Consider the following 10,669-nt stretch of genomic DNA (forward strand, 5'->3'; position numbering starts at 1 on the left):
TTCGACCCCGCTGCTTACCCCCGCCCCCGGGCCCTCACACCCGCCGGTCGTGGCTCACCCGGGGTGGCGGGCGCGGGGGGCGCGCCCGTGCGGCTGCTCCACCGGCTCGACCCACTCCGCCGGCCCGATCGGGCGGACCTGCGGGTCGTCGGCCAGCGCCAGCGGCTCCCCGTGGTGGCGCAGCCGCATCGGCGGGCCGCTGACCAACCGGTACTCCGCCTCCTCCGGCCGGATCTCCACGCGCAGCTGGCGGCCCTGCCAGCGCAGCCCGAACGAGATCCGCGACAACGCAGGGGGCAGCCGCGGCGAGAACTGCAGGCCGGTGCCGTCGTTGCGCATGCCGCCGAAGCCGGACACGACCGCGGTCCAGGTGCCGGCCATCGAGGCGATGTGCACGCCGTGGTCGGAGTTGCCGGCCAGGTCGTTCAGGTCGACCAGCGCCGCCTCGGCCAGGTAGTCGTAGGCCAGGTCGAGGTGCCCGGTCCAGGCCGCGACGACGGCCTGCGTGCACGCCGACAGCGACGAGTCGCGCACCGTCAGCGCCTCGTAGTAGGCGAAGTTGCGGACCATCTGCTCGCGGGTGAACGCGTCCGGGCGCAGCTGCATCGCCAGCACCAGGTCGGCCTGCTTGATCACCTGCTTGCGGTACAGGTCGAAGTAGGGGACGTTCAGCAGCAGCGGGTACATCTTGGCCGGGGTGTTCTCGAAGTCCCAGACCTGGTGGTCGGTGAAGCCCTCCGACTGCGGGTGCACCCCGAGGACCTCGTCGAACGGGATCCGCATCGACTTGGCCGCGTCGCGCCAGCTGGCCATCTCCTCGGCGTTGACCCCGAGCCGGGCCGCCGCGCGGGCGTGCCGGGCCGCGGTCTCCGCGGCGACGCGCAGGTTCTGCTGGGCCATCAGGTTCGTGTAGACGTTGTTGTCCACGATGGCGGTGTACTCGTCGGGACCGGTGACCCCGTCGATGCGGAACTCGCCCGACGAGTCGTGGTGGCCCAGCGAGCGCCACAGCCGCGCCGTGGCCACCAGCAGCTCCAGGCCCACCTCGCGCTCGAACTCGACGTCGCCGGTGGCCAGCACGTGGCGGCGCACGGCGTCGGCGATGTCGGCGTTGATGTGGAACGCCGCGGTGCCGGCCGGCCAGTAGCCCGAGCACTCCTGGCCGCGGATGGTCCGCCACGGGAACGCCGCGCCCTTGATGCCCAGCTGCTCGGCGCGCTCGTAGGCCAGCGGCAGGATCGACTTCCGCCAGCGCAGCGCGTCGGCGGCGGCCTCCGGGGCCAGGTGGCTGAGCACCGGGAGGCAGAACGTCTCGGTGTCCCAGAAGGTGTGCCCGTCGTAGCCCTCACCGGTCAGGCCCTTGGCCCCGATGGCGCGGCGCTCGGCGCGGGCGCCGGCCTGCAGCACGTGCCAGGTGGCGACCCGCACGGCCTGCTGCAGCTCGGCGTCGCCGTCGATCTCGACGTCGGCGGTGGTCCAGAACTCGTCGAGGTAGGCGCGCTGCTCGTCGATCAGCCCCTGCCAGCCGGTGTAGCGGGCGGCGGCCAGCGCGGCGCGGACCTGGTCGTGCAGCGCGGGCTGGGAGCGGCGAGCCGACCAGCCGTAGGCCACGTACTTGACGATCGAGAGCTTCTCCCCCGGCGCCAGCCGGGCGATGACCGTGGTGCGGCCGATGTCCTCCGTCGCCTCCGAGGTGATCTTGAACCCGTTCGGCCCGGAGACCTCGTGGTCCATCGCCGCGGCCACCCGCAGCCCGGAGCGGCGGGTCTGGTGCAGCAGCGTGGCGCCGGTCTCGTCGCTGCGGTGCTGCTCGGCGACCAGCGGGTCGGTCAGCGCCGCCTCGACGCGCGGGTCGTCGTCGCCGCGGGAGGGCAGCTGCTCGTTGGCCACCAGCTCGGACTGCACGACCAGCAGCGCCGGCGCGTCGAGGACCTCGACCTCGTAGCAGATCGCCGCGATCGCGCGCTGGGTGAGCGAGACGATCCGGGTGCTGCGGACCTTGACCGCGCGCCCGGCCGGCGACTCCCACTCGACCTCGCGGGTCAGCGTGCCGGCCTGCAGGTCGAGCACCCGCTCGTGGCGCTGCAGGTGGCCGTAGCGCAGGTCGAACGGCTCGTCCTCGACCAGCAGCCGGATGATCTTGCCGTTGGTCACGTTGATGATCGTCTGGCCGGACTCGGGGTAGCCGTAGCCGCCCTCGGCGTAGGGCAGCGGGCGGCGCTCGTAGAACGAGTTGAGGTAGGTCCCCGGCATCGCGTGCGGCTCGCCCTCGTCGAGGTTGCCGCGCAGCCCGATGTGGCCGTTGGACAGGGCGAAGACCGACTCCACCTGGCCGAGGGCGTCGAGGTCGAGCTGGGGCTCGCGCACCAGCCACGGTTCGACGGTGAAGGGCCGACCCGGGTCGGGGCTCATGACTGGTCCTCCAGCAGCTCGGCGAGGTCGGAGACGACGATGGTCGCGCCGCTCTCGCGCAGCTTGTCGGCGTGCCCGAGGCGGTCCACGCCCACCACGAAGCCGAATCCGCCCGCCTTCCCGGCCGCCACGCCGGCCAGCGCGTCCTCGAACACCACGGCCTCGGACAGGCCGACGCCGAGGTCGGCGGCGGCGGCGACGAACGTGTCCGGGGCCGGCTTGCCGGGCAGGCCGCGCTCCTTGGCGGTGACGCCGTCGACCCGGTGGTCGATCAGCTCGGTCATCCCCGCCACCTCGAGCACCTGCTCCGCGTTGGCCGAGGACGACACCACGGCCGTGGTCAGCCCGGCGTCCTTGACCGCCCGCAGGTAGCGGACCGACCCGGGGTAGACGTCCACCCCGACGGTCCGGATCTTCTCCTGGACGAGGTCGTTCTTCAGCGTCGACAGCGCGTACAGCGTCTCGGCGTCCGCGGCGTCGCCGGGACCGCCCGGGGGCAGCTCGATCCCCCGCGAGCGCAGGAACGAGTCGGTGCCGGCCAGCCGGGGCTTGCCGTCGACGTAGGGACCGTAGTCGGTCCTGACGTCGAAGGGCACGAAGGGCGTGCCCTCGCGCTCCGACCGCGCGCGGAGGAAATCGTCGAACATCTGCTTCCACGCCGCGGCGTGCACGCTGGCCGTGTCGGTCAACACGCCGTCGAGGTCGAAGAGGCACGCACGCGTGCCGTCGGGGAGGCCGAGCATGGGCGAACCGTACCCACCGCCCGCCGACGCGGGCGCGCGGCTGGTCGATGTCCGTTCGGCTGTCCCGCCATCAGGGGGTTCACCCGGGCAGAGGGGCTCCCGCGGCCGGTAGGACGATCGTCGACGGGGGGCCGTCGGGCCCCTGGACCTCCACCCGGAACCCCCCGTCGGCGGGCCGCACGGACACGGTCAGCTCGCCGCCGTCGGGCCGCGGCTCGATGTCGTCCTGCACGATTCCCCGCACGGCCGAAAGCACCTGCAGCGGCCGCACCGCGACGGCGTCGAAGGGCCCGGCGGCCGGGTCGACGTCCACGCGCGCCCGCAGCCGCCGGCCGAAACGGGCCTGTTCGAGCTGCAGGTAGCCGCGCACCGCGTCGAGCTCGCGGGCCAGCGTGCTGGTGGCGTCCTCGGGCAGGTCGGCCGAGCGGGACACGTCGGCGAAGCCGAACAGCAGCTCGCGGGCCCGGGTGGGGTCGGTCCTGATCAGCATGCCGATCGTGTTCAGCGAGTTGTAGAAGAAGTGCTGCTCCAGCCGGCGCTCGCGCGGGCCGTCCGCGGGGACCGCGGCCGCGGGCTCCGGAGCGGGCGGTTCCGACGTCGACGACAAGGACGACGACTTCGGCGGCCCGGTCGCCTCGGGCGGCGCGTCACGCCGCGCGGGCGGGTCGGCGGGGCGCGCCCAGCGCGGTTCGTCGACCTCACGCGGGTCGACCGGCCCGCGCCAGCGCGGCAGCCGCAGCCGCCCGTCGGCGGTGAACCCGGTGAACTCCACCAGCCCGACCAGCCGGGGCCGCACCCAGATCGCGTCGCGGGCGTGCGCGGCGGGTACGGCGGTGCCCGCGCCGACCGCACCGGTGAACGGCGGGGTGGAGCGGCGCAGCGCGCGCAGCTCGCCGGCCCGCCTGCGCTCCTCCCCCGCCACGCCCACCCGGCCCACGTAGCGCAGCCCCCGCTCCTCGGGCACGCCCAGCAGCAGGCTCGCGATCGTGTCCGGGTGCGCGGGGTCGGTCGGCGTCCAGCCGCCCACCACGACCTGGCGCACCCGCCGCACCGGCACCTTCAGCCACAGCGGCGAGCGGCCGCCCGGCTTGTAGCGCGACCCGAGGTGGCGCGCGTGCAGTGCGTCGACGCCCTTGGCGTCGGCGATGCGCAGCATCGCGGCCAGCTCCGAGACCGGCATCGGCGAGGTCGTCCACACCGGCGCCGCGTCGAACCCGAGGCCCTCCAGCAGGCCGCGCCGGTCGCGGTAGGCCAGCTCCGTGGTGGCGTGCCCGTCGAGCCAGAGCAGGTCGGCGACCTGGAAGTCGACCGGGACGGCCGCGATGTGCTGCTCGGAGGGCCGGAACCGGCCGCCGCGGCGCTTGAGCAGCCGCGCCCGCGCCGCGTGCTCCTCACCGCGCGCGACCAGCGTGCCGTCCAGGACCATCCCGCCCGGCGGCGAGCGGCGCAGCAGCGGCTCGGCCAGCTCGGGGTAGGCCGCGGTCATCGAGACGTCGTTCGCGCTGAGCAGCCGGACGCGCCGGCCCGGCTCCACGTAGGCGATGCAGCGGTAGCCGGTCCAGTCCAGCTCGACCACCCAGTCGGGCCCGTTCGGGGGCTGCCCGGAACCGGTCGACGGCCGCATCGGCGGCACGAGGTCGGGCATCGTGCCCGGGGTAGGCCGCCCGCTCACGCCGATCACGGTAGTCCCACCGGCCCACCCGGGTGCACATCGGACGGCCCGCGCGGGCCCGCCCCGCCGTCGGACCGGGTCGTGGCGGCGGCCGGACGCGGCGTGCGGCACGATCGAAAGCACCATGACCCTCACCGAACGCCTCCCCCGCGGCCCCGCCGACCCCGACGCCCTGGTCGAGGCGTTCACCGACTGGGCGTTCGACGAGCGCGGCCTGTCGCTCTACCCGGCGCAGGAGGAGGCGCTGCTGGAGCTGGTCACCGGCGCCAACGTCATCCTCTCGACCCCGACCGGCTCCGGGAAGTCGCTGGTCGCGGTGGGCGCGCACGCCGCGGCGCTGGCCGCCGGCAAGCGCACCTTCTACACCGCGCCGATCAAGGCGCTGGTCAGCGAGAAGTTCTTCGCACTGATCGACGTCTTCGGCGCGGAGAAGGTCGGCATGCTCACCGGCGACGCCGCGGTCAACGAGGGCGCGGAAATCATCTGCTGCACCGCGGAGATCCTGGCCAACATCGCCCTGCGCTCGGGCGCGGCCGCCGACGTCGGCTCGGTGGTGATGGACGAGTTCCACTTCTACGCCGACCCCGACCGCGGCTGGGCGTGGCAGGTGCCGCTGATCGAGCTGCCGCAGGCGCAGTTCCTGCTGATGAGCGCCACCCTGGGCGACGTGTCGTTCTTCCGCGACGACCTCACCCGGCGCACCGGCCGGGAGACCGCGGTGATCACCTCGGTGGAGCGGCCGGTGCCGCTGCTGTTCCAGTACGTGCTCAGCCCGCTGCACGAGACGATCGCCGAGCTCCTGCAGACCAACCAGGCGCCGGTCTACGTCGTGCACTTCACCCAGCAGGCCGCCGTGGAGCGGGCGCAGGCGCTGATGAGCGTCAACGTCACCTCGAAGCAGGACAAGCAGGCCATCGCGGAGCTGATCGGCAGCTTCCGGTTCACCGCCGGGTTCGGCAAGACGTTGAGCCGGCTGGTGCGCCACGGCATCGGCGTGCACCACGCCGGGATGCTGCCGCGCTACCGGCGCCTGGTCGAGACGCTGGCCCAGGCCGGGCTGCTGCGCGTCATCTGCGGCACCGACACCCTCGGCGTCGGCATCAACGTGCCGATCCGCACGGTGCTGTTCACCGCGCTGAGCAAGTACGACGGCCAGCGCACCCGCCCGCTCAAGGCCCGCGAGTTCCACCAGATCGCCGGGCGGGCCGGGCGCGCCGGGTACGACACGGTCGGCACCGTCGTCGCCCAGGCCCCCGACCACGAGGTCGAGAACGCCCGGCTGCTCGCCCGCGCGGGCGACGACGTCAAGAAGCGCCGCCGGATCGTGCGCAAGCAACCCCCCGAGGGCTTCGTCGGCTGGTCCCAGACCAGCTTCGAGCGCCTGCAGAACGCCCAGCCCGAGCCGTTGACCAGCCACTTCGTCGTCACGCACGCCATGTTGCTCAACGTCATCGCCCGCCCGGGCGACGCGTTCGCCGCGATGCGCCACCTGCTCGAGGACAACCACGAGCCGCGCAACCGCCAGCGCAAGCACATCCTGCGCGCCATCGCGATCTACCGGGCGCTGCTGGCCGCGGGCGTGGTCGAGCAGCTCGACGAACCCGACGCCGAGGGCAGGCGCATCCGGCTGGTCGGCGACCTGCAGCTGGACTTCGCGCTCAACCAGCCGCTGTCGCCGTTCGCGCTGGCCGCCATCGAGCTGCTCGACCGCGAGTCCCCCAGCTACCCGATGGACGTGCTGTCGGTCGTCGAGGCGACCCTCGACGACCCCCGCCAGGTGCTCTACGCCCAGCAGAACCGGGCCCGCGGCGAGGCGGTGGCCGCGATGAAGGCCGACGGCATCGAGTACGAGGAACGGATGGCGCTGCTGGACGACGTCAGCTACCCCAAGCCGCTCGACGAGCTGCTGACCGCGGCCCTGGAGACCTACCGCCGGGGCGCGCCCTGGGTGGCGGACGCGCGGCTGTCGCCCAAGTCGGTGGCCCGCGACATGTTCGAGCGCTCGATGACCTTCGTGGAGTACGTCGGGCACTACCAGCTGGCCCGCTCCGAGGGCCTGGTGCTGCGCTACCTCGCCGACACCTACCGCGCCTTGCGCCAGACCGTGCCCGACGAGGCCAAGACCGAGGAGCTGGTCGACGTCGTCGAGTGGCTCGGCGAGCTGGTCCGCCAGGTCGACTCCAGCCTGCTCGACGAGTGGGAGGCGCTGGCGGCCGGCGCCGGCACCGGCGACGAGCCCACCCCGCCGGGCCTGGACACCGGCCCGGCCGGGGTGACCGCGAACGCCAGGGCCTTCCGGGTCCTCGTGCGCAACGCGCTGTTCCGCCGCGTCGAGCTGGCCGCGCTGCGCCGCTGGGACCTGCTCGGCGAGCTCGACGCCGAGGCCGGCTGGGACGCCGAGGCCTGGCGCGAGGCGCTGGAGCCCTACTGGGCCGAGCACGCCGACATCGGCACCGGCCCCGACGCCCGCGGCCCGCAGCTGATCCAGATCACCGAGGAGCGCGAGCGCTGGCTGGTCCGCCAGGTCCTCGACGACCCCGCAGGCGACCGCGACTGGGCGGTCACCGCCGAGGTCGACCTGGCCGCCAGCGACGAGCAGGGCACCCCGGCCGTCTGGGTGACCGACGTCGCCCCCCTCGGCGGCCCCTGACCCCACCCCCCGCGGTCAGGCTCCTTCGACCGAGCCGGCCGGGAGGAAGTCGACGTCGTGCAGGGCCGCGAGCCGCACCACCTCGTCGGGGTCCTGCAGGTTGTGCAGGCCGTCGAACAGCTCGGCCAGCCGCCCGGCGGGGCTCACCCAGAACAGGCCGCGGGTGGGCGCCTCGCCGCGGTTGTAGTAGGCGTGCGGCAGGCCCTTGGGCATCCGGACGGTCTCACCGGGGCCCGCGGTCTCCCAGGCGCCGTCGAGGTAGAGGGTGAACACGCCCTCCAGCACGTAGATGTGCTCGTCCTGGCGCGGGTGCACGTGCGGCGGCACGCCGGTGCCCGGCGGGTCGTAGGTCTCGAACGCGAAGCTCGTGCCGCTGGCGGCCTTCATGTAGTAGGTGTGGCCGAGCACGTTCCACACCTTCTTCTCCACCCCCTCGCCGGCCGGGGTGATGCCCTTCGGCAGGGCGCCGAGCACGATCTCGTCACCGGTCATGTGGTCCTCCTTGATCCGCACGTCCGGCACGAGCATGGCCCGCCGGCCGCGCGACGACCAGCCCTCCAGGGGCTTCCTCCCCCGCTCGACACCCCCTCCCCGACGGGCCGTCCATGGAAGATCGACAGAACGTAGTCGTCAATCTAAGATTGACTGATGGACTACGAGCAGGCGCAGCGCTGGCTGGAGCGCGCCGACCCGGCCATCGCCCGCAAGCGGCAGTCGATCACCGAGCAGCTCGACGAGCTCAAGCAGCGCGCCCAGCTCGGCGACCTCACCCACGACGGCGCCGCCGCGTGGTACGCCCTGTGCCAGGAGATGCGCCGCCGCGCCGACTACTACGAGCGCGACCTCATCCGCAAGCTCCGCGCCGACGGCCTCACCTGGGCCAAGGTCGCCGACGCCGTGCAGGCCCAGCTCAGCAGCCGCCAGGCCGCGCAGGGCAAGTGGAAGCGGCTGATCGACCCGACCCGCCGCACCACCAACGGCAACATGCGCCGGGGCGGGCGCCCGAAGGGCAGCACGAACGCCGCGGCCGCGGACGCGTCGCCGGACCCGTGACCGCTCAGATGCGCCGCAGGCCGCCCAGCACGCGCTCCATCAGCGCCAGGTCGACCCCGGACGCGGCGAACGTGCGGTGCACGGCCAGCAACCCGGCCTCGGCCATGTCGCCGATGATCACCTTGGCGACGCCGATCGGCATCCGGTGCAGCGCGGCCACCTCGGCAACCGAGCGCGACTGCTCGCGGCAGATCTCCAGCACGGCGGCCTCGTCGTGCGGGAGCTGGTGGGGCACGGCCTTCGGCAGCGGCGAGACGAGGGTCTCCAGCGACAGGTCGAGCTTGGGGCGGGTGCGCCCGCCGGTGCGGACGTAGGGCCGCACCACGGAGGTCGGCGCGGCGTCGTCGGGCGGCGCCGGCACCGGGGACGCGGCGCGCTGCTCCGGCAATGACGGCCCGGTCGTGGGCAGGACTCCCCCGTCCCACGCCCAGCTCGTGCCGGGGACCTCGGGCAGCGCGGTGCCGAACCCGCCGCCCGGCAGGACCGGACCGCCGTTGGCAGCCAGCGGCGTCACCGCGCCGTCGGACCCGATGACCGGGCCGCGCCGCGGGGCGGGCCCACCGCTCGACGCTCCGCCGCCGAACGGGTCGATGCTGTCCTCGGCATTCATCCAGCCGTGCTCCTCGCCTTGCTCGAGCCCCCGCGCCACCGCGGGACGAACCGGCGGTGAGCCCACATTGACCCCGGGTGCGCACGATACGGGGCCCACCGCGCAGCGCTGCCGGCGCGTCCCGGTGAAAGGATGATCTCCATGACGCATCCCGTCCGGATCGGTGTCCAGCTCCAGCCCCAGCACGCCGGGTACGCGCGCATCCGTGACGCCGTCGCCGAGGCCGAGGAGGCCGGCGTCGACGTCGTGTTCAACTGGGACCACTTCTTCCCGCTCTACGGCGAGCCCGACGGCGAGCACTTCGAGTGCTGGACGATGCTCGGCGCCTGGGCCGAGGCCACCAGCCGGGTCGAGATCGGCGCGCTGGTCACCTGCAACAGCTACCGCAACCCCGAGCTTCTGGCCGACATGGCCCGCACCGTCGACCACATCAGCGGCGGCCGGCTCATCCTGGGCATCGGGGCGGGCTGGTTCGAGCGCGACTACGACGAGTACGGCTACGAGTTCGGCACCGCGGGTTCGCGGCTGGCCGACCTCGCGCAGGCGCTGCCGCGCATCCGGTCGCGGTGGGCCAAGCTCAACCCGGCCCCCACCCGCGACATCCCGATCCTCATCGGCGGCGGGGGCGAGAAGAAGACCCTGCGCTACACCGCCGAGCACGCCGACATCTGGCACAGCTTCGGCGACGTCGACACCCTCGTCCGCAAGAACGCCGTCCTCGACGGGCACTGCGCCGACGTGGGGCGCGACCCGGCGCGGATCGAGCGGTCCATCGAGGTGAGCAGGTCGCCCGGCGAGGTCGCCGACGCGCTCGTCGGCGCCGGGGCCACGCTGTTCACCGTCGGCGTCGGCGGCCCGGACTACGACCTGGGGCTGCTCAAGGAGTGGATCGCCTGGCGCGACGGCCGCCGTTCCTGACAGGTCCGTCCGGCCGACGCCCGAGCGGTCTGGAATGCTGCTGCGGGTGGCGGTGCTCAGCGCAGGTTTGCTGCTCTTCCGACCGGCCGGCGACGGCACCGGCATCGAGGTGCTCCTCGGGCACATGGGCGGGCCGTTCTGGGCCCGCAAGGACGACGGCGCGTGGTCCATCCCGAAGGGCGAGCACGAGCCCGACGAGGAGCCGCGCGACGCCGCCGTCCGGGAGTTCGCCGAGGAGCTGGGCTCGCCGCCGCCCGAGGGGCCGATGCACGACCTGGGCTCGGTCCAGCAGCGCGGCGGGCGCAAGCAGATCACCGTGTTCGCGCTGGGCGCCGACTTCGACGCCGAGCACATCGAGCCCGGCACGTTCGAGCTGGAGTGGCCGCCGCGCTCGGGCAAGCGGCGCAGCTTCCCCGAGATCGACCGGGCCGCCTGGTTCGACCCGGACACCGCCCGGCGCAAGCTGGTGCCCGCCCAGGCCGAGTTCATCGACCGGCTGCTGGCCGCGGACCTGACCGACGTCCCCGGAACCGAGGTGCTCGCCCCGTGACCTCCATCGTGCGCGGCGCCGCCCGCGGCGCGGCCGCCGGCGCCGCCGGCACGGCCGCGCT

The 10,669-nt window shown here is 73.9% G+C and carries 9 protein-coding genes; 4 read left to right on the forward strand and 5 right to left on the reverse strand.

Annotation, left to right across the window (positions count from 1 at the left end; genetic code table 11):
* Nucleotides 1-54: 54 nt before the first annotated feature.
* The 3 genes from KIK08_RS19660 to KIK08_RS19670 form a co-directional block, all read right to left on the reverse strand.
* The gene (locus KIK08_RS19660; protein WP_214404661.1) at nucleotides 55-2,412 is read right to left on the reverse strand and encodes a glycoside hydrolase family 65 protein; all 2,358 of its coding nucleotides are present in this window, start codon (nucleotides 2,410-2,412) and stop codon (nucleotides 55-57) included.
* Entirely contained in the window at nucleotides 2,409-3,155 is a 747-nt protein-coding gene (locus KIK08_RS19665) for a beta-phosphoglucomutase family hydrolase (protein ID WP_214404662.1), read from the reverse strand. Before KIK08_RS19665 ends, KIK08_RS19660 begins: the two co-directional genes overlap by 4 nt.
* A 79-nt stretch (nucleotides 3,156-3,234) precedes the next feature.
* The gene (locus KIK08_RS19670) at nucleotides 3,235-4,827 is read right to left on the reverse strand and encodes a histidine kinase (protein WP_214404663.1); all 1,593 of its coding nucleotides are present in this window, start codon (nucleotides 4,825-4,827) and stop codon (nucleotides 3,235-3,237) included.
* A gap of 124 nt (nucleotides 4,828-4,951) precedes the next feature.
* Here KIK08_RS19670 and KIK08_RS19675 point away from each other — a divergent pair, with 124 nt between their 5' ends.
* Nucleotides 4,952-7,477: a DEAD/DEAH box helicase gene (locus KIK08_RS19675; RefSeq protein ID WP_214404664.1), complete on the forward strand. Its 2,526-nt coding sequence runs from the start codon at nucleotides 4,952-4,954 to the stop codon at nucleotides 7,475-7,477.
* A 15-nt stretch (nucleotides 7,478-7,492) separates the two neighbouring features.
* Here the strand turns inward: KIK08_RS19675 and KIK08_RS19680 are convergent, their stop codons facing one another.
* Nucleotides 7,493-7,969 carry a cupin domain-containing protein gene (locus KIK08_RS19680; protein ID WP_214404665.1) on the reverse strand — a complete coding sequence of 159 codons (477 nt, stop codon included), beginning with the start codon at nucleotides 7,967-7,969 and terminating at the stop codon, nucleotides 7,493-7,495.
* A gap of 156 nt (nucleotides 7,970-8,125) precedes the next feature.
* Here KIK08_RS19680 and KIK08_RS19685 point away from each other — a divergent pair, with 156 nt between their 5' ends.
* Nucleotides 8,126-8,530, forward strand: a complete 405-nt coding sequence (locus KIK08_RS19685; RefSeq protein ID WP_214404666.1) for a hypothetical protein — start codon at nucleotides 8,126-8,128, stop codon at nucleotides 8,528-8,530.
* A 4-nt stretch (nucleotides 8,531-8,534) separates the two neighbouring features.
* On the opposite strand, the gene KIK08_RS19690 is transcribed toward KIK08_RS19685, so the two are convergent.
* Nucleotides 8,535-9,140, reverse strand: coding sequence for a DUF742 domain-containing protein (locus KIK08_RS19690; RefSeq protein WP_214404667.1), 606 nt, complete (start codon nucleotides 9,138-9,140; stop codon nucleotides 8,535-8,537).
* Nucleotides 9,141-9,272: 132 nt separating this feature from the next.
* Between KIK08_RS19690 and KIK08_RS19695 the strand changes: the two genes are divergently transcribed.
* Both KIK08_RS19695 and KIK08_RS19700 read left to right on the forward strand, forming a co-directional pair.
* Nucleotides 9,273-10,058 carry an LLM class F420-dependent oxidoreductase gene (locus KIK08_RS19695; RefSeq protein WP_214404668.1) on the forward strand — a complete coding sequence of 262 codons (786 nt, stop codon included), beginning with the start codon at nucleotides 9,273-9,275 and terminating at the stop codon, nucleotides 10,056-10,058.
* Between the two features lie 34 nt (nucleotides 10,059-10,092).
* Entirely contained in the window at nucleotides 10,093-10,608 is a 516-nt protein-coding gene (locus KIK08_RS19700) for an NUDIX hydrolase (protein ID WP_214404669.1), read from the forward strand.
* Nucleotides 10,609-10,669 lie beyond the last annotated feature (61 nt).

Source organism: Pseudonocardia lacus (assembly GCF_018531445.1).
Lineage (GTDB): Bacteria > Actinomycetota > Actinomycetes > Mycobacteriales > Pseudonocardiaceae > Pseudonocardia > Pseudonocardia lacus.

What these genes read in the sequence shown, in the direction of transcription:
- KIK08_RS19660 (WP_214404661.1), bottom strand. Translation starts at nt 2,412, where the DNA reads ATGAGCCCCGACCCGGGTCGGCCCTTCACCGTCGAACCGTGGCTGGTG.
- KIK08_RS19665 (WP_214404662.1), bottom strand. Translation starts at nt 3,155, where the DNA reads ATGCTCGGCCTCCCCGACGGCACGCGTGCGTGCCTCTTCGACCTCGAC.
- KIK08_RS19675 (WP_214404664.1), top strand. Translation starts at nt 4,952, where the DNA reads ATGACCCTCACCGAACGCCTCCCCCGCGGCCCCGCCGACCCCGACGCC.
- KIK08_RS19680 (WP_214404665.1), bottom strand. Translation starts at nt 7,969, where the DNA reads ATGACCGGTGACGAGATCGTGCTCGGCGCCCTGCCGAAGGGCATCACC.
- KIK08_RS19685 (WP_214404666.1), top strand. Translation starts at nt 8,126, where the DNA reads ATGGACTACGAGCAGGCGCAGCGCTGGCTGGAGCGCGCCGACCCGGCC.
- KIK08_RS19690 (WP_214404667.1), bottom strand. Translation starts at nt 9,140, where the DNA reads ATGAATGCCGAGGACAGCATCGACCCGTTCGGCGGCGGAGCGTCGAGC.
- KIK08_RS19695 (WP_214404668.1), top strand. Translation starts at nt 9,273, where the DNA reads ATGATCTCCATGACGCATCCCGTCCGGATCGGTGTCCAGCTCCAGCCC.
- KIK08_RS19700 (WP_214404669.1), top strand. Translation starts at nt 10,093, where the DNA reads ATGCTGCTGCGGGTGGCGGTGCTCAGCGCAGGTTTGCTGCTCTTCCGA.